Here is a 23689-nt window from a genome sequence, read left to right as displayed (position 1 = left end):
TGACACAATTAAAATAGTTTTTATTGTTATAATTATATGTGAGATTTATTAAAATAACTTTAAATGTATCATTACGGAATAAAATAATTACAGTTACAATAGCTATATATTTAATAACTATTTATAATTTAGTTTTCTGTCTTATTTTATGTGGGGGGTTAATTCTTGTTTAGCAAAAAAAACCTAAAATGGTTATCCGTGTTGGCCGCTGTAATTATGGCTTTTGTTCAATTAGGAGGCGCATTAGTTACTAAAACCGGATCAGCAGATGGTTGCGGATCCGATTGGCCTCTATGTCATGGCGCATTTTTACCTGAGAACTTACCAATACAAACGATTATCGAATTAAGTCACCGTGCTGTTTCGGGCTTATCTTTAATCATCGTTCTCTGGTTAGTCATCGTTGCTTGGAAACACATTGGTTACATTAGAGAAGTTAAACCATTATGTATCATTAGTGTTGGCTTCTTACTAATACAAGCACTTGTAGGCGCCGCGGCAGTAATGTGGCAACAAAATGCCTATGTTTTAGCGTTACATTTTGGAATTTCGCTCATTTCATTTTCTTCAGTATTTGTATTAACTTTAATTATATTTGAAATCGATCGCAAATATGAAGCAGATGAACTATTTATTAGAAAGCCATTACGAATTTATACATGGATAATGGCAATTATTGTTTATTTAACAATTTATACTGGCGCATTAGTCAGACATAAAGAAGCTAGTTTAGCATATGGTCAATGGCCATTACCTTTTAATGATTTGATGCCTCACAATGTCCAAGATTGGGTAAACCTTACTCACAGAGGAATGGCATTAATCGCTTTTATCTGGATAATGATTACGTTCATTCATGCTGTAAATAATTACAAAGACAACCGCACAATACGTTATGGTTACACAGCTGCATTTATATTAGTTATCCTGCAAGTAATTACTGGCGCATTATCAATTATTACAGAAGTTAATTTATTTATCGCCTTATTACATGCTTTATTTATTACATTACTCTTTGGTTTAATAGCCTACTTCATTGTATTGATGTTACGGACAATTAGAAGTGGTGGCTAACTAAAACATTAAATATGTTATATCAATGAAAAACTGTCAACAAGATAAAACACTTGTTGACAGTTTTTCATTGCAAATTTTTTGTACATATACTCCAAATTACTTTTTTACATTAGATACATAATGCAACCTTGAAAATTTTCTAACAATATCAACGCCACTATGCATTATGTAATTCCATAAAAATACAAATAGATGTGATTAGCACGTAAATCACAGAAAAATAGCACTCAGATGATTCAATTCATCTGAGTGCTTCTTTTGATTCAACAATACATATTGAATAATCTTATAAATCATTTTGCTGAAAATTTAATCCACAGGTTCTTTTTCAATTTCTATTAATAAATCTCCCGTTTCAATTGCCTCTCCACTTTGCACTGTCACTTGCTTCACAACACCATCGAATGGAGCCTGAATCGTTGTTTCCATCTTCATAGCTTCAGTTATCAATAATGCCTGTCCACTTGTGACTGTTTCGCCTACTGAAGTCTTAACTTCAGTAACTGACCCCGGCATTTGAGCACCGATGTGGTTTGGATTTAATTTATCTGCTTTCGGTTTAACACTTTCATTCGCTTTTACATTTTCGTCTTGAATGAATATACGTCTCGCTTGTCCATTCATATCATAGAAAATGGTACGAATACCTTTGTCATCTGGTTCCGTAATCGTCTTCAATGTGATGATTAGACGTTTACCTGTATCAATTTCAATTTCCACTGTTTCATTTGAACGCATTCCAAAGAAGAATGTAGGTGTATCTAACAGAGATACATTTCCAAACTGTTCTTGCGTAGCAATGAACTGTTCATAAACTTTAGGATATAGAACATAACTAATAATATCTTGTTCTGTCACTTCTCTCTCTTGCTTCTCTTCTAACTCTGCTCTTACCGCTTCAAAATCAACAGGCTCTAAATATTCTCCTGGACGATCTGTAATTGCTTTTTGACCTTTTAAAATCACTTTTTGTAATTCCTTATTAAAACCATTCACTGGTTGGCCAATATCCCCTTTGAAGAACGAAACAACTGATTCAGGGAAGTCTAATTTATAGCCATCTTTTATCACTGTGTCTTCATCTAAATCATTTTGTACCATATATAATGCCATATCCCCAACAACTTTAGAGGAAGGTGTCACTTTAACAATGTCACCAAACAAGAAGTTAACACGTTGATACATTTCTTTCACTTCATTAAATCTATTGCCTAACCCTAGGCTCTTCGCTTGTTGGCTAAGATTTGAATATTGTCCACCTGGCATTTCATGTTTATAAATTTCAGTATTTGGTGATTTAATATCACTTTCAAAGTCATTGTAATATTGACGTACAGTACCCCAATAATGTGATAATGTTTCCATTCCATCAACATCGGCACGCATATTTCTATCAAAACCATTTAATGCATAATACAGTGAATTACCACTAGGTTGACTTGTTAAACCACTCATTGAAGCAACAGCTGTATCAATAACATCCACACCTGCATCTATCGCTTCTTTATAAACTAACAAACCATTACCACTTGTATCATGTGTGTGTAAGTGAATTGGTAGGTCGACAGCTGCTTTTAATTCACCAATCAATTCATTTGCTGCTTTAGGTTTCAACAGACCTGCCATATCTTTAATTGCTAATATATGGAAACCTTCACGTTCTAATGTTTTCGCCATATTTACATAATACTCTAACGTGTATATATCCGAGCGATTCGGATTTAGAATATCACCTGTATAACAAATAGTACCTTCTGATATTTTACCAGCTTTTAGTACAGCTTCATTTGCCACTTTCATTTGATCTACCCAGTTTAATGAATCAAAAATTCTGAAGACATCAATACCAGCCTCTGCACTTTCTTTCACAAATTTTTCAATGACGTTATCAGGATAGTTCTTATAACCGACAGCATTAGATGCACGAAGCAACATTTGGAATAATACGTTAGGAATTGCTTTTCTAAGTCTTTCTAAGCGTTCCCAAGGATTCTCTTTCAAGAAGTTATACGCTACATCGAATGTAGCACCTCCCCACATTTCTAGGGAGAAACTATCTTTCATTACTTGCGCTGTTTTCGAAGCAATGTTCATCATATCTTTCGTTCTAACACGCGTTGCTAGTAACGATTGATGCGCATCCCTAAAAGTAGTATCAGTTATTAAAACATCGTCTTGCTGTTTAAGCCATTCAGCTACAGCATTTGGGCCTTTACTATCTAATAGTTGTTTAGTACCTTCTAATGCTGCAACTTCTTTTTTAGAGACTTGTGGTATAGGTGAAGTTTCATAAATAGGTTTAGGGCGCTTTTCTACGTTTGGAAAACCATTAATTGAAACATTACCAATATATTCCAGTGTCTTTGTACCTCTATCGAGTGTTGGTGCAATATCAAACAGTTCTGGTGTTTTTTCTATAAATTTAGTTGTGTAATCACCTGTTTTAAATTGTTCATTTCTCATAACATTAATTAAAAATGGAACATTAGTTTTAACTCCACGAATTCTCATTTCTTGTAGTGAACGGTCCATTTTTTCATTCGCTTGTTTGAAAGACATTGCATGCGTTGATAATTTCACTAAAAGAGAATCATAATAAGGTGATATTTCGGCACCTTGGAATCCGTCACCAGCATCTAACCTTACGCCAAAACCACCACTCGAACGATAAGCAATGATTCTACCACTATCAGGCATAAAATCATTTGTCGGATCTTCGGTAGTAATACGACATTGAATCGCATAACCAAGCGTTTGTATGTCTTGTTGTTGTGGCATACTAATTGCTTCATCATATAAATTCTCGCCATCAGCAACTAATATTTGTGTCTTAACGATATCAACACCTGTAATCATTTCAGTTATCGTATGTTCAACTTGTACACGCGGATTTACTTCTATGAAATAAAATTCATCGCCAGCAACTAAAAATTCTACTGTACCCGCATTCACATACTCAATGTTTTCCATTAATTGAATCGCAGCAGCACATATACGTTCTCTTAAATCGTCTTCAAGCGCAACTGAAGGTGCTACTTCAACAACTTTTTGATGACGTCTTTGTACCGAACAGTCACGTTCATATAAATGGACTATATTTCCATGTTCATCACCAATGACTTGAACCTCAATATGTTTTGGATTATCGATATATTTTTCTATATAAACTTCACTATTACCAAAAGATTTTTCAGCTTCTGACTTAGCACGACGGAATGCATCTTCTAGCTCATCTTCTGAACGCACGATACGCATACCTTTACCGCCACCACCGCTTGTCGCTTTAATCATCAATGGATAGCCAGCTTTATTTGCAAATGCAATTGCATCTGGTTGATTATCTATCGGGCCATCTGTACCTGGTATAACCGTTAGATTTGCATTAATTGCTGTGGTTCTAGCTTTAACTTTATCGCCAAACATATCTAAGTGCTCAACACGCGGGCCTATAAATTTAATGCCTTCTTCCTGACATCTTTTTGCAAAAGTTTCATTCTCACTTAAAAAACCATATCCTGGATGAATTGCGTCTACATCTGCTTGTTTAGCAACATCAATAATTCTTTCAATGTCTAAATAAGATTCAGCTGGTCCTAAATCTTCACCCACTAGGTATGATTCATCCGCTTTATATCTATGTAATGATCCTTTATCTTCATTTGAGTAAATAGCAACTGTTTTAACATCTAACTCTGTTGCTGCTCTAAAAATCCTTATTGCAATTTCACCACGATTGGCTACCAAAAGCTTGTTTATTTGTTTCACATCATGGTCCCCCTTAAATTTAGAATTTTCAAAAAAGTTTGATATAAAATTCATTATAGCAAAATCCGAACAATGTAGACAGTAAAAAATATATAGCCATCATGTTAAAACAGCTCAAAGTTCATGTATCACTTACTGGTGGATAGCTAACAACCATCGCGTTACAAACTACATAAGACCCTGCTATCATCACTTTCTCACAAAATTATATCATAAGATTTACATAATAAAAAGTTATTAATTACGATAAGTTTTAGTTATCATTATTATACTTTGCTAAAAGTTTTTCAAAATTAATTTAAAAATGTAAAAAAATAAGCAAACGTTTTCAATACATTTGTATCAAAACGTTTGCCTTTATTAAGAATATCTAGTTGAGTTAATTCTTGTTCTGTTTTTTCTTACTTTTTTATATTTTGCTTGTTCGATTTTAATTTGTTTTGCTGTTATTAACAATAAGCCCATCGCTATACTTAAACTAATCATCGAAGAACCACCAAAACTAATGAATGGTAAAGGTACACCTGTTAATGGGATCGTACCTGAAATACCACCTAAATTAACAAAAGTTTGACTACCTATATAACTTGCTACTCCTACACAAACTAGCTTATAAAAATAAGAATTTGTTTTGCTTGCAAGTTCAAAAGCTCTATAAACAATAAAAAAGAGTAAACATATAACGAATAAACCACCTAATAAACCTAATTCTTCGCAAATAATAGAAAAAATAAAGTCTGTATGTGGCTCTGGTAAATACCCTAATTTCATAATACTGTTTCCTAAACCTCTGCCTAGTAATCCTCCATTACCAATTGCAATCAACGAGTTTGAAATGTGGTACCCTGTACCAGACTCTTGACTAAATGGATTCGTTAACGTACTGAATCTCGCTGTTAAGTAATCCGGAACCAACCCAACTAGTAAGAAAAGCGAGCCAATAATTACGATCCCTACTATAATTAACAATCCATATTTGATTGATTTTTGAACACCAATACCTGCATAGAATAATATTGAAAAGAAAATAATCATAATAAGTAACGTTTGACCAACGTCGCGTTGTAATAAAACGAGACCTATACATATGCCTGCTAAAACGATAGGATATGTTAGCAATTTAGGTTCTTTGAATACTTTAGGGCGTTTTTTTTCAATCATATATGGTATATATAAAATTATGCCAATTTTTAGTAACTCGGAAGCTTGTAAATTCATAAAGCCTAAATTAATCCAACTTTTTGAACCATTGATATTGCTACCAATTAACAACGTCGCAACCAATAATATAACGATGCCAAGCATCATGCCTTTTTGGAACCTGCTCGTTTCAAGAAATTTGACGTTCATAAAGAAAGCCATAAAAAATACAATAATCAAACTCATAATTACATACATTAACTGTCTAGTATAAAAGTATGTACCAGCTACTGATATACCACCCGTTAACGACCCTTTAGTGGCAGCGACCATACTTGCGCTGTATACCATTACCAAACCTATTAAACATAGTAATAAATAGGTAATGACTAACGGATAATCAATATACTTTGCATTTCGACCTATATATCGAAAAAATTGTTTTACATTATTCATTTGACATATCATCCAATTCTCATTATTTATTATCACTAACTAAATACTTTTATTAATTCGACTTATGTTCAATAACTTAGTTGTCTTTAAAACTTTACCAACATTATGTAAAAATAAATTGTACATCAAACATTATAACAAACATTCTATCAATTTCTCGAATAAACATAATAAAATATTCTTTTTAGATACTCATATATTTAATCTTTTAAACACGACAAAAGTGGCTAAGATATAATCAACAATTATTGATATCCTAGCCACCCGCAGTATACTTATGTAGTTTGACAATGAACACTATATAAGTTTTTATATTTTTCGAACATGGAAAACAACTTTCCCAGTTATAAAACTAATTTATTTTACCCCAATTAAACGTTTGTAAATGCATCATGCAATTTAGAAAGTTCTTTTTCTAATCGAAGCATTAAATCTTTGCCCACTTCTCTATCAACTAAACCAAGTTGTACAGCGAAATCTACTTCTTTTTGTAATCCAAACATCTGTGTATCAAGTACTTCTTCATACAATGGGCATTGAGGTAATGTAAGATTATCCATCTGTACTTTAATAAGTTGGAGAATCCTATCAGCATCTTTATTCAACTGGTCATATGCCACATTACTAATATTTTGATTTTTTACCAAGACATACTCCCCCTATCAATTGTAACTTTATATGACGAGTTTATCTCAATGCATACCAAAAAGCAAGTAAATTCAGGAATATACGTAATACTAGTATTTATGATAAAATTATAATTAACAATTATTTATTTTGATTGAATTTATAACGTTACTAAGTGTCAGACGAACAATATCAATATATCTACTGATTTTTGTCAGAATTTTTTCGCTTTAACAATAGGATAAATATTTTTATTTTAAACATGTATTTGTTCACAAAAAAGTCAGATTCAATCTCATATATTTACGTTGTGAGTCATTACTTAATAACGTTTTAATTTAGAAACAAGATATGCAAATAGGAGTGGGATTATGATTCAAATTAAGGGTGAAGTTAAATTTCCAATTACTTTAGATAGTACAACTTGGATTTTTGACGACAGAAAAGTTCAAATAGAAGATTTAGAGCAAGGTATATTCGACGGTACTAAACCAATCAACTTTGATGATAACCGCGAATGGAATAGAGCAATCTTAGAAGGTCAAACTAATCCACCAACGTTAAATTCTGAAATTAAATATAAAAAAAGAGCCATATTAGAAAATTCATTTGTCATTAACATGTCTCCATTTTTCAAGAATGCTGAACCGTTTGATCACGCAAAAGCAATTCGTTTATTTAATGATAATGAGTCAATTGAAGTACCTATTGACTTATTACCATATCTTTTTTTCCAATTTGCAAAAGACGGCAAAAAATTATATGACGATTATTCAGTAGATAGCTTTGTATATATTCCAGAAGAAGGTTATTCATACGAATTTAAGTATGTCACTCATATCGAGGTGATTTAATATGAAGAAAGTTCAATGCATAATTTGTGATACTGAAGTATTTATAGATCAAAATACTTTAGAAGCTAAAAGATTACGCAATGATCCAATGCATACCTTTATGTGTGATGAATGTAAAAGTAGACTTGATACCCCTAAACAGCGCAATCAAGTAACTACTTACAATCATCGTTAATATAAACATAATAAATACTCCCCATCGTAAAACGATGGGGAGTATTTATTAACATATTATTTAACCTAACTATAAACAAGAATAGTTACCGTTATTTTTGTGTTTTATTGTTATGCTATTACTTCAACAATAAATGGTATGAGCCTTTTATGCCCCTATAAAATACTAAATATAATTTAGTATTTTATTCATCTTCTTGCATTAGTTGTTTAATACGTTTCGCTTCTTTTTCACGAGCATTTTTTTCTAATACTGTTTTTCTAATACGGATATTTTCTGGTGTAGCTTCTACAAGCTCATCATCATTAATAAATTGTAAAGCTTCTTCAAGAGTTAAAATTCTTGGACGCTTCATAGTTACAGTTTGGTCTTTGTTAGATGAACGTACGTTAGTTTGGTTTTTCTCTTTCGTAACATTAACTGTTAAGTCGTTTTCACGATTATGTTCACCAACAACCATACCTTCATAAACTTCAGTACCTGGTTCCATGAAGTTAATACCACGGTCTTCTAAGCCCATAAGTGCATATGAACTTGCTTTACCTGTGTCTAATGATACTAATGCACCATTTCTTCTACCGCCAATACGACCTTTAACACGAGGTTTAAATTCTTCAAATGTGTGGTTGATAATACCATAACCACGTGTTTGAGACATAAATTCAGTAGTATAACCAATTAATCCACGTGCTGGTACCATAAAGATAATACGCGTTAAGCCATTATCTGTAGTTACCATATCTAACATTTCACCTTTACGTTGGCCTAATGATTCAATAACAGCGCCTGTATATTCTTGAGGTACTTCACATTGTACACGTTCAAATGGTTCACATTTTACGCCATCAATTTCTCTTAAAATAACTTGTGGTTTAGAAACTTGTAATTCGAAACCTTCACGTCTCATATTTTCAATTAAAATTGATAAGTGTAATTCACCACGTCCAGCAACTATCCATTTATCTGGTGAATCAGTTTGTGTAACTTTTAGCGACACATCTGTTTCTAATTGTTGATCTAAACGTTCTTGAATTTGACGAGAAGTTACATAATCACCTTCACGTCCAGCAAATGGTGAATTATTTACTCTGAATGTCATTTCTAACGTTGGTTCGTCAATTCTTAATACAGGTAAAGCATCTCTATTATCTGTTGGGGTAACAGTTTCACCAACGTTGATGTCTTCCATTCCTGATACAGCAATTAAGTCGCCTGCGTATGCTTCATTAACTTCTTCACGTTTCAAACCAAAGTAACCAAAAATCTTAGTTACACGGAAATTTTTAACAGTGCCATCTAATTTAATTAACGAAACGCTATCACCTACACGCATTGTTCCTCTAAACACACGTCCAACACCAATACGACCTAAATAATCACTATAATCTAGTAATGCCGTTTGGAATTGTAATGGCTCATCTCTATTATCAACAGGAGCAGGAACATAATCAATGATTGTTTCATATAATGATTGCATGTTTTCGTCTTGTTTCTCTGGATCTAAACTTGCTGTACCATTAACAGCTGAAGCATAGACTACTGGGAAATCTAATTGCTCATCATTTGCTTCTAATTCGATAAATAAGTCTAATACTTCATCTACTACACCTTCAGCTCTAGCTTCAGGTTTATCAATTTTATTAACTACAACTACTGGTTTTAAATTTTGTTCTAAAGCTTTTTTTAATACGAAACGAGTTTGTGGCATTGTGCCTTCATATGCGTCAACTACTAAGACAACACCATCAACCATTTTCATAATACGCTCAACTTCTCCACCAAAATCGGCGTGACCTGGTGTATCTAAAATATTAATACGATTATCTTTATAATTTACTGCTGTATTTTTAGCAAGTATTGTAATACCACGTTCTCTTTCGATATCATTTGAATCCATTGCTCTTTCGTCTACATGCTCATTCTCACGGAAAATTCCTGATTGTTTTAATAATTCATCTACAAGTGTCGTTTTACCATGGTCAACGTGAGCGATGATTGCTATATTACGAACATCTTCTCTTAATTTAGTCATTTTATACAATTTCCTTTCTCGAGTAAATTCCCACTTTTCTTTGCAACTTTTTTATTATATCATATAATTGGTTAAAGAAAACTATAAAGGTGTGGTATAATGCAACAAAAAAAATCCAAATCAATTTTCTGGGTACTCGCTGTAATAGCTATTGTCTTTTTGCTATTATTTAGCTTTAGTATAGCTGCTACAAATGTTCCATTCATGATTTTAACATTTATATTATTCATTGCAACATTTGGTTACGGTTTCACATTAAAAAAGAAATATCGTGAAAATGATTGGCTATAATTGAATGATTTTGACTATATATAATAACTGAGTGTCCCATTCCTTCAAACTAGGATTGAGACGCTTTTTTTATAAATAATTATAAAATATATACACTAATTCTATTTTTTTAATCGCTGCTGTAATAATTCAATAATTTCGTTATTTTTTTGAAAATGGTGTTCGATTAATTCGGAATGTAACTGTGCATTAGCCATAACGATTGAATTAGGTTCATAAATCGATAATGTATCTCCCATTAAATTTGTACCAAGCCCGCCTACTTCATTTAAAACAATCAAACCACCTGCGAAATCCCAAGGTTGTAATCTGGGGGTAACATAACCACCCAATTTTCCTGTTGCGACATGTATAATCTCTAAAGCTGCGGAACCATATGCTCGTGCACTTCTGGCTTCCTCTACTATAGGTTTAAACACTTCTCCTAATCTAGGCTTTGTAAGCCAATTCGGATTAATTCCAATAATACTTGTCTTTAATGGCGTATTCTCGATTTCAGGTAACAACGTACCATTTTCATATGCACCTTCACCGCTTTTAGCATGATATAGCACATCATTCATAACGTCATAAACAAATCCAGCGTATGGTTTTCCGTTATTATAAATACCAATAGATATTGCAAAATTCTCTTTTTGGTGCACAAAATTTAATGTACCATCTATTGGATCGATGACCCATACTACACCTGTTTCATCTTTTAGGTGATGCCCATGACCTTCTTCTCCAATAACTAAATGATTAGGATAAGTTTCTGTTATATTGTCAAAAAGGTATTTTTCTGTAGCTTTATCGACATTTGTCACTAAATCATTAGGATTAGATTTAGTTTCTACTTTTATATCTTCTTTCATTATTTTTCTAACATTAATTCCTGCTTCTAATATAAGTCCTTTGGCATATTCATAGACAGTCATCGTATCAGCTCCTTATTCACTCTTCATTATACATTAACTAACTTTCAAAAAGATATTAACCAACCTTTATTTTTTCAATATTTATACGAATTAAGAATAAGGTAAATTTAAGATTATTCAATATAATTTATCTCTACCCTTTTCAAACATAGTGTACACAATACACAGCAAATCATTTACTATCTTAAATAAGAAGCATGTAAAATGTCTATATGAGTATAATGTGCTACAATACATACGAAAATAATGATTATAGGAGGCACAAATGACTCAATATACATTTAAACCAAAAGACTTCAAAGTATTTACAGTAGATGGCTTAGATGCCAGAATGGAAGCACTTAACAACCATATCAGACCTCAATTACACGCCTTAGGTGATTATTTCTCACAATATTTAGAAACCGCTACAGGTGAAGTGTTCTATCCTCACGTAGCCAAACACGCTCGTCGAAGTGTTAACCCACCTAAAGATACATGGGTAGCATTTGCGACTAATAAACGTGGTTATAAAATGCAACCTCATTTCCAAATAGGACTTTTTGAAAATCAATTATTTATTATGTACGGCGTTATGCATGAAGCGAAAGATAAAGCGCAACAAGTTACAATTTTCGAAAATCAATTTGAAACATTAAAAAATCTACCAAATGATTTTAGTATAAGCTTAGACCATATGAGCCAAGAAAAGACATACATACACGAAATGACCGATGAAGATATATACAAAGCATTTAAACGTGTTAAAGAAGTTAAAAAAGGTGAATTTTTCGTAGCTCGTACGTTAACACCTGGTTCTGAAGTCCTTAAGAACGATAAGTCATTTTTAGAATTTTTAGAAGAAACCTTTGAATATCTATTGAAATTTTACAAATAACACATTCCTTATTTTTTATTCGTAAACTTCATAAAACCAAAGAAAACATCAATTTCTATATATTTTCAGTAGAAATTGATGTTTATTCTTTAGTCACAGATATTTATGTCTCGGACCTAATCATTATATTAGTAATAGCTTAAAATCTTACTTCTTTGAAAGATTACTTTAAAATCCATTGAGTTAGTGTTCCTTATACAATAATTCAAAGTCTTGTAAATTCATTAAATCACCTAATCAAAACCATTTTAGTAAATATATGGGTCATCCTCTTTTTTCTTTTTCATTTCATTTTCTGGGTTTATTTCTGATTGTTTGCGCTGATTATTTTGCTCATCAAAATTTTGTTGATAAAATGCTCTATCATTTTGATTTTGTCCATCGTGCGGATCTTTTCTTACAAACAACATGATAGCAACAACAAACCATAATATCAGTGCAATAAAGTTCCCTGCAAATATACCAGTAATTGCTGCAATAATTAACATACAACCTGCTAATATACGATTACCTTTAATAGTCAATGTTCCAATAATACCTAGTATCGTTGAAATAATTAAAAAGGTACCTTGGAAAATCACGGAAGTTTTAAATGCTTCAACTGACATTTCTACACCTTGTTGCTGATTCATCTCTTTAAATGTTTCTTGAAACTCTGGCACATTTAGGAAAGAAAATACAAGGATCATGAGTAACAAGAATAGTATACTTAGACCATTTGCTACCCAGGCTGTGATTCTTTCAGCTTTTCTTTTCATAATCTTCCTCCTACTTATTTTATTAATTCTATCATAGCAAATTTATATTGAGTAAAAAATCATCACGTCCTAATTGCTACACATCTTTATTCAATATGTTTAAATTTAATAATAAATTCAGTAAAAATAAAGTGACTATCACAGTACTGTTTAGGTTGACCTAATATTTTTTTTGGAGTAATCTATGAAATGTTAATAAATGTATATGGAGGTGAGGGTATTGACCAAAACGAATCAATCCCATAACAAGAGTTTAGATGAAATCAATAATACGGTTTCCGTCAATGCTCATGGCAAGTTTAGCCAAAAACTTTTTTCATATTTAGGACCTGGCCTATTAGTAGCAGTAGGTTATATGGATCCTGGTAATTGGATTACATCTATGCAAGGTGGTGCACAGTTCGGCTACATTTTGCTATTCGTGATTTTACTTTCAAGTCTGTCAGCCATGTTATTACAAAGTATGACAGTAAGGTTAGGAATAGCAACAGGTATGGACTTAGCACAAGCAACAAAACACTATTTAAATAAACCGATTGCTTTTATATTTTGGATTATTGCAGAACTAGCAATTATCGCAACAGATATTGCTGAAGTAATAGGTAGTGCAATCGCACTTGATTTACTCTTTGGCATCCCCTTATTGGCAGGGGCATTAATCACTGTCTTAGATGTTTTTCTATTATTGTTCATTATGAAATTTGGCTTTAGAAAAATTGAAGCTATTGTAGGCACACTTATTTTTACAGTGCTTGTTATATTTATCTTTGAAGTCTTTGTAGCTTCCCCACATGTAACAGAAGTTTTAAATGGATTCGTCCCTAATAAAACAATCGTCACAGATAATAGTGCTCTCTTTATTGCTTTAGGTATAATTGGAGCGACAATCATGCCTCATAACTTATATTTACATTCATCCATTGTTCAATCAAGAATGTATGATCGTAAAAGTACTAAATCTAAAGCACAAGCGATTAAATATGCAATTATAGATTCAAACATTCAATTGTCCATTGCTTTTATAGTTAACTGTTTACTTTTAGTACTAGGTGCCGCGCTTTTCTTTGGTGTTAATTCAGACCAACTCGGTGGATTTTATGACTTATTCAATGCGTTACAAAATCAACCTGTATTAGGAGCTTCGTTAGGCGCAATCATGAGTACACTTTTTGCTGTTGCATTACTAGCTTCTGGTCAAAATTCTACAATAACCGGGACAATGGCTGGTCAAATTGTGATGGAAGGTTTTATCAATTTAAAAATACCAAATTGGTTACGTAGATTGATTACTCGTTCAATCGCGATATTACCAATTATATTGTGCTTAATTATCTTCAAAAGCAACGAAGCAAAAATGGAACAATTACTAGTGTTCTCACAAGTTTTTTTAAGTTTAGCCCTACCATTCTCACTAATCCCATTACAACTTTCAACTAATAACCATAATTTAATGGGACAATTCAAAAATAAAACGTGGGTTAATATCATCTCTTGGATTTTAATCATTATTTTAAGTTTATTAAATATATACTTAATTATACAGACTTTTCAAGAACTATAAATGAAGCACAAAAAAGGAACGAGACCTAATGTCTCGTTCCTTTTTTAACTTTCAAATACGCTATCATATCTCATAACACATTTTAAAATATTTATACTTATTTATTGTCTTCTTTGTCGTCGGATTCAGATGCTTTATTATTATTATAATCAGCTGAATCATCCGTAGTTTGTGAAGTCATTTTTTTACGTTCTTCAAAATTTTGTCTGCGTTGATTTACTGCACTTGGTTGTTGTTTACGTCTTTCTTTTTCACGTTTTCGACGTTCTTTTTTCTCTTGTTTAATGCGAGCCTTTTCTTCTGCTTTCTCTTGTTTCAATCTTGCCGCTTCTTCTGCTTGAGCTTGCTTACGACGTTGTTCTTCTTCGTATGCTTCTTGCTGTTTTCGTTGCTCTTCTTCATACGCTTCTTGTCTTCTCTGAGCAGCTTCTGCTTGAGCTTGTTCTTCATACTCTGTTGTTGTATCATCAACTTCTGTTTGACTTTGATTTGAAACTGGCTCTCCATCTTCATCATAAACATCACTAACTGCACCAAATTCATCAGTTTGCTGTTGGTTATCTTCTGTCTGTTTTTTCTGTTTATAATTGTATTTCGCTTGTCTTGAAAGTACTTGGGGTTCTTCATGTGCCTCTTGTGTTTCAGCGTTCACTTTTTCTGCTATTTCAGAAGAATAGCCACCTCTTCTTAGCTGATTCTCTTTGCTCACTTGTTGTTCAACGTCAGAAGTATGTTCTCTCTCACTATATTGTGGTGTTGATTCAACCTGTGGTTCATATTCTGAATAACGACCTTGATATCCTTCACCATAATAAGTAGGCACCGTTTCCAACTTATCTTTACGTGCAAACATCATAACTGCTACGATTAAAAATAAGATTGGAATAATAAGTGGAACAAACAATAACACTAACGGCAATGTAACTATTGTAGCTAAAAGGAATAAAAATCCTGATAGCATTCTAATATTCATTGAGATAAGTGCTAAGAATGATAATAATAAACATACAATAAAGTAAACGATAATAGCCCAAACTCCATTTTGTAACCAAATAACAAATTGAGTTGTATTCAAGCTATTATTAGCTAAAATTTGCTGAACAAAATCATTACCATTTAATGTTGTTTCTAAATTTTGTATTGATGTCTCACTACTAAAAGATACTAGTGCAATAAACATCGTAATAATGGTTAGTAATAATAAAAATACCCAGCTTAACCAACCTAATACTTTTTCTGCTAGTCGACTCACAGGTCGTCTAACTTGAGTATATTGCTCTCCTGACATGTCTATACAACTCCTTATAATGCTTTCAAACTATTATAGCGAAAATACGCTAAAATAACTACTAACTTAGATTTATTTTAATGACATTTTAAAATTTAAAAATCGTTCATTATATTCACTCAATGTTTCTTTTCCTAAATCTCTGTATACTTCTAATTTTTCTTGTGACTCTTGTGATGGATAAAATCGTTCATCATTTTTCACATCATCTGGAAGTAAATTTCTTGCTGCTTTATTTGGTGTTGCATAACCGACCCATTCTGTATTCTGTTTATTATTTTGTGCGTCTAGTAAGAAATTCATAAACTTATATGCGCCTGCTTTATTTTGAGCAGTTTTAGGTATAACCATATTATCAAACCATAAATTTGAACCTTCTTTAGGCACAACATAATCAAATTCATCACTACCCTGAACCATAGGAGCAGCAACACCACTCCACACAACAGCAACATTCGCTTCATGTTGTTCTAGCATCATTGTGATTTCATCACCTACGACACCTTTAACGTTTGGACCTAAATGCCTTAAAGTTCTTTCCGCTTTTTCTAGGTGTTGTGAATTCGTATCATTTAGACTGTATCCTAATTTATTCAATGCTAAACCTATTACTTCTCTTGCACCATCTACTAATAATACATCATTGCTATACTTTTTATTATATAATTGATTCCAAGAGTCAAAATTGTCATTAGGATAAGCTTTTTTATTATAAATAATTCCTACAGTTCCGAAAAAATACGGCAACGAATATCGATTATTTTTATCAAAAGACATATTCATATAATCCGAATCTAAATTTTTGATATTAGGGATTTTATCATGATTTATTGGTAATAACATGTTTTGTCTTTTTAATTTTTGAACAGTATATTCACTAGGAAAAGCAACGTCGTAGTGCGTACCGCCGTTACGTATTTTTGCTTCCATAGCCTCATTAGAATCAAAAGTTTCATAGATTACTTCAATACCTGTTTCCTTTTGGAATTTTTTAATTAAACTAGGATCGATATATTCTCCCCAATTATAAACGTAAATTTTTTCGCCAGTTTTTGAATGATCTTTCGCTGTATACTTATGACTGACAAACAGACATATCAATCCCACAACAACTGAAACTATGATTAATTGTAAGAATCGCTTCATTGCTGTAAACCTCGTTTCACTTGCTTTTTATGTTTCATCATATTTCGAATGAAGTAATAACCAAAAATACCTAACATAATAACTACAAATAATATTGTAGAAATAGCATTGATTTCCATGCTTATACCTTTTCTAGCCATGGCATACACTTCTACTGATAATACACTAAACCCGTTACCTGTCACAAAGAAACTTACAGTAAAATCATCTAGTGAATATGTGAGAGCCATAAAAAACCCACCAATGATTGCTGGCATCAAATGCGGTAACATTACTTTATTTAGTACTTGAAATTCAGTTGCACCTAAATCACGCGCTGCATTAAGTGTATAATCATTCATTTCATAGAGTTTGGGTAAAACAATAATAACAACAATGGGTATACAGAATGCAATATGAGATATTAACACAGTCGTGAATCCAAGTCCTAGACCCGTAAAATGACCAATTGCTGTAAACATAATTAAAAATGATGCTCCAATAACAACATCTGATGAAACCATCAATACATTATTTAATGTTAATAATGAAACTTTTAACTTTTTATTTCTCAAATGAAATAAACCAATCGCACCCATCGTACCAATCACCGTTGCAAAGGCTGCAGCTAATAAAGCAACAGCAATTGTATTAAAAATAACTGCCATAAGGCGTTCATTACTAAATAATGATTGATAATGTTCTAATGTAAATCCTTCAAAGTGAATCATGTTACCTGCGGAATTAAAGGAATAAAGCATTAAAAATAAAATTGGAACGTATAATACTGCCGTTAATATGCAGATATATGCCTTACCATACCATTTCACGTGATTCACCCTCTCCCATTCGAAGATTTAGTATTAGTAATGATTAACACTATTGCCATAAACATAATGAGGCATAGCGCAATCGTTGAACCCATCCCATAATTTTGAATTACAAGAAATTGCTCTTCAATCGCAGTTCCTATATTAATTACTTTGTTTCCTGCAATTAATCTCGTTATCATAAACAATGATAAGGCAGGAATGAACGTCACTTGAATACCTGTTAATACACCTTGTTTAGTTAAAGGAAGTATTACTTTTCTAAAGGTAGTGAGCGGACTTGCACCTAAGTCGCTAGATGCTTGTAATATATTATTGGGAATGTCTTTCATACTATTAAAAATAGGCAAAATCATAAATGGGATATAAATATAGCTTGCTACAATTAAAAATGCTGGAACAGTAAACAATAAATCCATTTCAGGTAAATGTAATAATTTGAGCATTTGATTGATAATACCATCATGACTTAATAACCCAATAAATGCATAGGTCTTCAGTAGTAAATTAATCCATGTAGGTATGATTAATATCAGTAACCATAAATTTTGAAATTTTGAAGACCTGATAAAATAAGCTGCTGGATAACTGATAAGCAACGTGATGAGCGTAATAACAGCTGCAAAAACTACTGAGTCCCATATCATATGAAAATATTTCCATGTCAGAATTTGCTTATAATTGTCAAAACTAAAATGCCCGTGTAAATCAAATAATGAAAAGTACACAAGCAAAAGTACTGGAACGATAATAAATAGTATCATCCACAACACATACGGAATAAATAAGAACTTGTTTATTTTACTCATGGTTAAGCTCCTCATAACTTTCGATACGTTGATCAAATTCTTCTTCAGTTTCTCCTGGTACCATAATGTGAATCGCTTCAGGATCAAAATACAAGCCAACTTTGCTTCCTATTTCCGCTTTTTTAGTAGAATGAATCATCCATTCATAGCCTTTTCTATCTATACAATTAATTTCATAATGAACGCCTCTAAATAGCATTGAATCAACAGTAACCTCAAATAGACCTTCTTCCGCTGCTATCAAACTAATATCTTCTGGCCTTATAACAACTTCAACCTTTTTCTGTGAATCTATCCCCATATCAACACAGTCAAAATCTTGACCATAAATATTAACTAAATAGTCATCGATCATTGTACCTTCAACGATATTAGATTCTCCTATAAAATCTGCCACAAAGCGATTGACCGGTTCATCATAAATGTCAGTAGGCGTACCAAATTGTTGAATTTTACCATCTTTCATAACAAAGATATAATCACTAAGTGCTAAGGCTTCCTCTTGGTCATGTGTTACAAAAATAAACGTTATTCCTAATCTTGATTGTATCTCTCTTAACTCATATTGCATTTGTGTACGTAATTTTAAATCTAGTGCAGACAGTGACTCATCTAACAAGAGTATTTCAGGCTCATTGACAATAGCTCGTGCAATTGCAATACGTTGCTTTTGACCGCCACTCATACCATCAATTGTGCGGGTCTCATACCCTGTTAATTTCACAAGCTGTAAAGCTTCATCAACTTTGTTTTTAATTTCAGTCTTAGTCATTTTTTTAAGTTTTAATCCAAAAGCTATATTGTCATAAACATTAAGATGAGGAAACAATGCATAATCCTGAAACACTGTATTTACTTTACGTTTATTTGCAGGTGTTTGATTGATTTTCTTATTTTGATAAATAATTTCTCCATTATCTGCAGTCTCAAAGCCAGCAATGAGTTTTAATATGGTTGTTTTACCACAACCCGACGGACCAAGTAGCGTATAAAAATAACCTGACTCTATATCAATATCAATCTTGTCTAGAATCTGTAAATCATCATAGCTTTTACTTACAGATTTGAAAGATAATAAAGGTTCCATGTATATATCCTCCTATAAATAAGAAGCAGTAGCGACTATCATCACTTGAGCTTCCTCTGATGTTGGGTTTATTAATCTATGTAACTGGTTTGCCTTAAAATAAAGTGCGTCACCTACTACAGCATGGTGCTCATCATCGCCTAATTTCAAAGTAACTTGCCCTTTTAAGCAATAGATGAAAGTATCTGATTCTGAAGGTTCAAAGTTTTTATATGAGGCATTTCCTTTTAAAGTTAATAATAATGGTTCCATTTCAAATTCATTTGATTGTGTAACCGGCCAATTTAATATATAACCCTTATCATATTCATCATAAGTAACTTGTGATGCTTTTTTGTATAATACCTTTTCTGTTCGGGCTTCTTTGAAAAAATCACCAGGGGTCGTGCCCAAAACTTCTAATATATTCAAAAATGTTTCCATACTTGGCGATGCATGTTGACTTTCTATCTGTGATATATAACCTTTTGATAAGTCAGTACGTTCTGCTAATTCTTCTTGTGTTAAATGCTTTATAATACGTAAATTCTTAATTTTCTTACCTATATCCATTTCTTTCACCTTTTCAAAAATTATAGTGAAAAGTTTTAATTTTTCATTATAAAAAAGTTTATAGTCTTAAAAATAAAAAGCCATATTCTGTTTACTTTTATCAAACATTTTGTTTAATGCTTAATAAAAATATCAGAATATAGCTTTTATGACAATAGTTATTTTTATTTTGACGAAAAATATTTTTGTTCTGGTGAAGTTTGCACTGCTTTAACTACTTGATAACTGTTATAACCACTACTATTTTCGAATTCTTTGAAAATCTGTTTTTCTTCAGCTTTGCCAGGTACAATTTCTTTAAATTGTTTATAGCGATCTAGTACGCGTTGCCCTTCGACTTTAGATTCATAATAAGCCTCAACAGCATTGAAAAATGACACGACTTGCATCATCTCGTCATTCGTCCAATCTAAATCTATCGGATATTGATATTCCATTGTTCTTTACCTCCAATTCCCTTGATTTATATTCATAATATTTTAAATTAATATTTAGTATCATCTACATAGTATATACAAAAAAATCCGAGACATCTATTTATGCCCCGGACTCATTTGTCATATTGGTAATAAATGATTACATTGAGCATGAACTTAATTTAAGCTATGCTCAATTGTAAACATCTGTACCAGTGTGATAACAAATATTTGTTATATCACATTCATTTTTAACTTTAGTATGAAAATCTAAAGTAATTACATTGTATGGATAGGTAATCCTAATGCTTTTTCAGCAGCTTCCATAGACATTTCACCTAATGTTGGGTGAGCATGAATAGTTAAAGATAAGTCTTCAGCATTCATACCTGCTTCAATTGCTAAACCTAATTCAGAAATAATATCTGAAGCACCAGTACCAACTACTTGAGCACCTACTAATGTATTATCTTCTTTAAGTGTTAACAATTTAACAAATCCAGTTGTATCATCTAATGATAAAGCACGGCCATTAGCTGCATAAGGGAATTTAGAAGCTGTAACTGCTAATCCTTCTTCTTTAGCTTGAGCTTCAGTGTAACCTACAGTAGCAAGTTCTGGTTCAGTGAAACATACAGCAGGCATACCAATGTAGTCTACTTCAGATGCTTCGCCAGCAATTACTTCAGCAGCAACTTTAGCTTCATAGCTAGCTTTATGCGCAAGTGGTAAACCAGGAACGATATCACCAATTGCGAAAATGTTTTCAACTGAAGTACGGCTTTGTTTGTCTACTTCTAATAATCCACGATCTGCAAATTTAAGACCTAACTCTTCTAAGCCTAATTCGTCAGTGTTAGGACGACGTCCTACAGTAACTAATACGTAATCAGCATCGATTGTTTGTTCTTCACCTTTTACTTCATAAGTTACTTTAACACCATTTTCAGTTTCTTCAGCAGATTTAGCCATTGCTTCAGTTACAATTTCAACGCCTTTTTCTTTCATACCTTTTTTAACAGGTTGCGTCATTTGTTTTTCGAAACCACCTAAGATGTCTTTTGCACCTTCTAAGATAGTAACTTCTGAACCAAAGTTAGCGAAAGCAGTTCCTAATTCTGAACCAATGTAGCCTCCACCAACAACAACTAATTTACCAGGAACATCTTGTAAATTTAAAGCGCCAGTAGAATCAATTACGCGGTTACCAAACTTGAAGTTAGGGATTTCAATTGGTCTAGAACCAGTTGCAATAATCGCGTTTTTGAAGTTATAAGTTTGAGCACTTTTTTCATCCATAACACGTAGGCTATTGTTATCAACAAAGTAAGCTTCACCTTTTACGATTTCAACTTTATTACCTTTTAATAATCCTTCAACTCCACCAGTTAATTTCTTAACAACTGATTGCTTGAATTCTTGAACTTTATCAAATTTTAGTGAAACACTTTCAGCGATTACACCTAAATTTTCAGAGTTCTTCGTTTCGTCGTAACGATGCGAAGCGTGTAATAACGCTTTTGAAGGAATACATCCTACGTTAAGACATACACCACCAAGTTCGCCTTTTTCTACGATTGTTACTTTTTGACCTAATTGTGCCGCACGAATTGCTGCAACATATCCACCAGGTCCTGCTCCGATTACAATAGTATCTGTTTCAATTGGGAAATCTCCAACTACCATGTTTTACCCCTCCATTAATAATAATTCTGGATTATTTAATAAACGTTTAATATGATTCATAGCATTTTGTCCAGTAGCACCATCAATTTGTCTGTGGTCAAAGCTTAATGATAATGATAATACTGGAGCTGCAATAATTTCACCATCTTTAACGATAGGTTTTTGTGCAATGCGTCCAATACCTAAAATTGCAACTTCTGGGTTATTGATAACTGGCGTGAACCATTGTCCACCAGCTGAACCGATGTTACTGATTGTACAAGTAGCACCTTTCATTTCATCAGCTGATAATTTACCATCACGAGCTTTAACAGCAAGTTCATTAATTTCGTCTGAAATTGCAAACATAGATTTGCGATCAGCATTTTTAACTACTGGTACTAATAATCCTCTATCTGTATCAGCTGCGATACCAATATTCCAGTAATGTTTATGCACGATTTCGCCAGCTTCTTCGTTGAATTCTGTGTTAAGTGCTGGATATTTTTTAAGTGCAGAAACAAGTGCTTTTACAACGTAAGGTAAGAAAGTTAATTTAGTACCTTGCTCAGCTGCAACTTCTTTGAATTTTTTACGGTGATCCCATAATTCTTGAACATCAATTTCATCCATTAATGTTACGTGTGGTGCAGTGTGTTTTGAGTTAACCATTGCTTTAGCAATTGCTTTACGCATTGCAGGAATTTTTTCAGTAGTTTCTGGGTATTCACCTTCAGTAGAAACTGCTGCTGGTTGTGAAGCACCTGTGCTAGTTGTTTCTTCGCTAGTAGCTGCTGCACTTTCGTTAGAAGCAGATGCTTGACCACCATTTAAGTAAGCGTCAACGTCTTCTTTAGTAGTGCGTCCGTTTTTACCTGAACCTGAAACAGCTTTAATATTAATACCTTTTTCACGTGCGTATTTACGAACTGAAGGCATCGCTTTAACGCGTTTGCTTTCATCTACTTCTTCATCATTTGAAGATTGAGCAGGTGCTTCTGATGTAGTTTCTTCTGCTGGCGCTTCTGTTTCTTCGCTAGCAGCTTCGTCACTTTCGCTACCTTTAAATTGCATGTCTTCTGCATCTGGTGCGTCGATTTTAACAATTGTATCACCAACAACTGCTACAGTACCTTCGTCTACTAAAACTTCTTCAACAGTACCTGAAACAGGAGATGGAATTTCTACAACTGATTTGTCGTTTTGTACTTCTGCTAATACATCGTCTTCTTCAATTGTATCTCCAGCTTTAACAAACCATTTTACAATTTCACCTTCGTGGATACCTTCACCAATGTCGGGTAATTTAAATTCAAATGCCACGTTATTATCCTCCTAAAAATTCATATTAAGTCAAAAATTAGAAAACAGGTCGAGATAATTTACT

The 23689-nt window shown here is 32.7% G+C and carries 21 protein-coding genes; 6 read left to right on the top strand and 15 right to left on the bottom strand.

All coding sequences use genetic code 11. The annotated features are described in order from the left end of the window. Positions 1-165 precede the first annotated feature (165 nt). Positions 166-1074, top strand: coding sequence for a COX15/CtaA family protein (locus BTM19_RS10410; protein WP_029379054.1), 909 nt, complete (start codon positions 166-168; stop codon positions 1072-1074). Between the two features lie 312 nt (positions 1075-1386). Here the strand turns inward: BTM19_RS10410 and BTM19_RS10405 are convergent, their stop codons facing one another. From BTM19_RS10405 to BTM19_RS10395, 3 genes are all read right to left on the bottom strand, one after another. Beyond that, positions 1387-4842, bottom strand: a complete 3456-nt coding sequence (locus BTM19_RS10405; protein ID WP_029379055.1) for a pyruvate carboxylase — start codon at positions 4840-4842, stop codon at positions 1387-1389. Positions 4843-5202: 360 nt separating this feature from the next. Then, positions 5203-6438, bottom strand: a complete 1236-nt coding sequence (gene ftsW / locus BTM19_RS10400; protein ID WP_029379056.1) for a cell division peptidoglycan polymerase FtsW — start codon at positions 6436-6438, stop codon at positions 5203-5205. 371 nt (positions 6439-6809) lie between these two features. Next, positions 6810-7085 (bottom strand): Fpa/YlaN family protein, encoded by a 276-nt coding sequence (locus BTM19_RS10395; protein ID WP_017724164.1) that lies wholly within the window; start codon positions 7083-7085, stop codon positions 6810-6812. A 351-nt stretch (positions 7086-7436) separates the two neighbouring features. Here BTM19_RS10395 and BTM19_RS10390 point away from each other — a divergent pair, with 351 nt between their 5' ends. Continuing rightward, positions 7437-7919, top strand: coding sequence for a hypothetical protein (locus tag BTM19_RS10390; protein WP_029379057.1), 483 nt, complete (start codon positions 7437-7439; stop codon positions 7917-7919). Between the two features lies 1 nt (position 7920). Beyond that, the gene (locus tag BTM19_RS10385) at positions 7921-8094 is read left to right on the top strand and encodes a DUF2197 domain-containing protein (protein WP_080661282.1); all 174 of its coding nucleotides are present in this window, start codon (positions 7921-7923) and stop codon (positions 8092-8094) included. Positions 8095-8278: 184 nt separating this feature from the next. Here BTM19_RS10385 and typA read toward each other — a convergent pair whose 3' ends face one another. Then, positions 8279-10126, bottom strand: a complete 1848-nt coding sequence (typA, locus tag BTM19_RS10380) for a translational GTPase TypA (RefSeq protein ID WP_029379058.1) — start codon at positions 10124-10126, stop codon at positions 8279-8281. Positions 10127-10225: 99 nt separating this feature from the next. Between typA and BTM19_RS10375 the strand changes: the two genes are divergently transcribed. Further along, entirely contained in the window at positions 10226-10417 is a 192-nt protein-coding gene (locus BTM19_RS10375; RefSeq protein WP_038678296.1) for a DUF5325 family protein, read from the top strand. Between the two features lie 101 nt (positions 10418-10518). Here the strand turns inward: BTM19_RS10375 and BTM19_RS10370 are convergent, their stop codons facing one another. Next, positions 10519-11334 (bottom strand): inositol monophosphatase family protein, encoded by an 816-nt coding sequence (locus BTM19_RS10370; protein WP_029379060.1) that lies wholly within the window; start codon positions 11332-11334, stop codon positions 10519-10521. A 265-nt stretch (positions 11335-11599) separates the two neighbouring features. On the opposite strand from BTM19_RS10370, the gene BTM19_RS10365 reads away from it, so the two are divergent. Continuing rightward, on the top strand, positions 11600-12211 hold the full coding sequence (locus BTM19_RS10365; RefSeq protein ID WP_038678288.1) for a YktB family protein: 612 nt from the start codon (positions 11600-11602) through the stop codon (positions 12209-12211). A gap of 248 nt (positions 12212-12459) precedes the next feature. Here the strand turns inward: BTM19_RS10365 and BTM19_RS10360 are convergent, their stop codons facing one another. After that, positions 12460-12969 carry a DUF4064 domain-containing protein gene (locus tag BTM19_RS10360; protein WP_029379062.1) on the bottom strand — a complete coding sequence of 170 codons (510 nt, stop codon included), beginning with the start codon at positions 12967-12969 and terminating at the stop codon, positions 12460-12462. A 205-nt stretch (positions 12970-13174) separates the two neighbouring features. On the opposite strand from BTM19_RS10360, the gene BTM19_RS10355 reads away from it, so the two are divergent. Beyond that, complete coding sequence (locus BTM19_RS10355) at positions 13175-14530, top strand: Nramp family divalent metal transporter (protein ID WP_037557337.1); 1356 nt, start codon at positions 13175-13177, stop codon at positions 14528-14530. Between the two features lie 97 nt (positions 14531-14627). Here the strand turns inward: BTM19_RS10355 and auxB are convergent, their stop codons facing one another. From auxB to BTM19_RS10310, 9 genes are all read right to left on the bottom strand, one after another. After that, positions 14628-15818 (bottom strand): lipoteichoic acid stability factor AuxB, encoded by a 1191-nt coding sequence (auxB, locus tag BTM19_RS10350; protein ID WP_029379064.1) that lies wholly within the window; start codon positions 15816-15818, stop codon positions 14628-14630. 72 nt (positions 15819-15890) lie between these two features. Next, a complete protein-coding gene (locus BTM19_RS10345) occupies positions 15891-16964 on the bottom strand; it encodes an ABC transporter substrate-binding protein (protein WP_029379065.1) in 1074 nt (357 codons plus the stop codon). After that, positions 16961-17773 carry an ABC transporter permease gene (locus BTM19_RS10340; protein ID WP_029379066.1) on the bottom strand — a complete coding sequence of 271 codons (813 nt, stop codon included), beginning with the start codon at positions 17771-17773 and terminating at the stop codon, positions 16961-16963. The genes BTM19_RS10345 and BTM19_RS10340 overlap by 4 nt, the downstream gene beginning before the upstream one ends. A gap of 5 nt (positions 17774-17778) precedes the next feature. Beyond that, on the bottom strand, positions 17779-18582 hold the full coding sequence (locus tag BTM19_RS10335) for an ABC transporter permease (RefSeq protein ID WP_029379067.1): 804 nt from the start codon (positions 18580-18582) through the stop codon (positions 17779-17781). Then, positions 18575-19669, bottom strand: a complete 1095-nt coding sequence (locus BTM19_RS10330; RefSeq protein ID WP_029379068.1) for an ABC transporter ATP-binding protein — start codon at positions 19667-19669, stop codon at positions 18575-18577. Before BTM19_RS10330 ends, BTM19_RS10335 begins: the two co-directional genes overlap by 8 nt. Before the next feature lie 12 nt (positions 19670-19681). Then, positions 19682-20221, bottom strand: a complete 540-nt coding sequence (locus BTM19_RS10325) for a helix-turn-helix domain-containing protein (RefSeq protein ID WP_029379069.1) — start codon at positions 20219-20221, stop codon at positions 19682-19684. Positions 20222-20385: 164 nt separating this feature from the next. Then, entirely contained in the window at positions 20386-20658 is a 273-nt protein-coding gene (locus BTM19_RS10320) for a UPF0223 family protein (RefSeq protein ID WP_029379070.1), read from the bottom strand. A gap of 258 nt (positions 20659-20916) precedes the next feature. Next, entirely contained in the window at positions 20917-22323 is a 1407-nt protein-coding gene (lpdA, locus tag BTM19_RS10315) for a dihydrolipoyl dehydrogenase (protein ID WP_029379071.1), read from the bottom strand. A gap of 3 nt (positions 22324-22326) precedes the next feature. Then, positions 22327-23625, bottom strand: a complete 1299-nt coding sequence (locus BTM19_RS10310; RefSeq protein WP_029379072.1) for a dihydrolipoamide acetyltransferase family protein — start codon at positions 23623-23625, stop codon at positions 22327-22329. Between the last annotated feature and the right edge of the window lie 64 nt (positions 23626-23689).

The sequence above is a fragment of the Staphylococcus xylosus genome (assembly GCF_002732165.1).
Classification (GTDB): Bacteria; Bacillota; Bacilli; order Staphylococcales; family Staphylococcaceae; genus Staphylococcus; species Staphylococcus xylosus.
The sequence above is the reverse complement of the archived record's forward strand: the minus strand, read 5'-3'. Positions and strand labels throughout refer to the sequence as shown.

Excerpts from the sequence above, each read along its gene's own strand:
- BTM19_RS10335 (WP_029379067.1), bottom strand. The coding sequence starts at position 18,582 with ATGAGTAAAATAAACAAGTTCTTATTTATTCCGTATGTGTTGTGGATG.
- lpdA (WP_029379071.1), bottom strand. The coding sequence starts at position 22,323 with ATGGTAGTTGGAGATTTCCCAATTGAAACAGATACTATTGTAATCGGA.
- BTM19_RS10385 (WP_080661282.1), top strand. The coding sequence starts at position 7,921 with ATGAAGAAAGTTCAATGCATAATTTGTGATACTGAAGTATTTATAGAT.
- BTM19_RS10390 (WP_029379057.1), top strand. The coding sequence starts at position 7,437 with ATGATTCAAATTAAGGGTGAAGTTAAATTTCCAATTACTTTAGATAGT.
- typA (WP_029379058.1), bottom strand. The coding sequence starts at position 10,126 with ATGACTAAATTAAGAGAAGATGTTCGTAATATAGCAATCATCGCTCAC.
- BTM19_RS10320 (WP_029379070.1), bottom strand. The coding sequence starts at position 20,658 with ATGGAATATCAATATCCGATAGATTTAGATTGGACGAATGACGAGATG.
- ftsW (WP_029379056.1), bottom strand. The coding sequence starts at position 6,438 with ATGAATAATGTAAAACAATTTTTTCGATATATAGGTCGAAATGCAAAG.
- BTM19_RS10360 (WP_029379062.1), bottom strand. The coding sequence starts at position 12,969 with ATGAAAAGAAAAGCTGAAAGAATCACAGCCTGGGTAGCAAATGGTCTA.
- BTM19_RS10330 (WP_029379068.1), bottom strand. The coding sequence starts at position 19,669 with ATGGAACCTTTATTATCTTTCAAATCTGTAAGTAAAAGCTATGATGAT.
- auxB (WP_029379064.1), bottom strand. The coding sequence starts at position 15,818 with ATGTCAGGAGAGCAATATACTCAAGTTAGACGACCTGTGAGTCGACTA.
- BTM19_RS10345 (WP_029379065.1), bottom strand. The coding sequence starts at position 16,964 with ATGAAGCGATTCTTACAATTAATCATAGTTTCAGTTGTTGTGGGATTG.
- BTM19_RS10375 (WP_038678296.1), top strand. The coding sequence starts at position 10,226 with ATGCAACAAAAAAAATCCAAATCAATTTTCTGGGTACTCGCTGTAATA.
- BTM19_RS10355 (WP_037557337.1), top strand. The coding sequence starts at position 13,175 with ATGGAGGTGAGGGTATTGACCAAAACGAATCAATCCCATAACAAGAGT.
- BTM19_RS10365 (WP_038678288.1), top strand. The coding sequence starts at position 11,600 with ATGACTCAATATACATTTAAACCAAAAGACTTCAAAGTATTTACAGTA.
- BTM19_RS10325 (WP_029379069.1), bottom strand. The coding sequence starts at position 20,221 with ATGGATATAGGTAAGAAAATTAAGAATTTACGTATTATAAAGCATTTA.
- BTM19_RS10370 (WP_029379060.1), bottom strand. The coding sequence starts at position 11,334 with ATGACTGTCTATGAATATGCCAAAGGACTTATATTAGAAGCAGGAATT.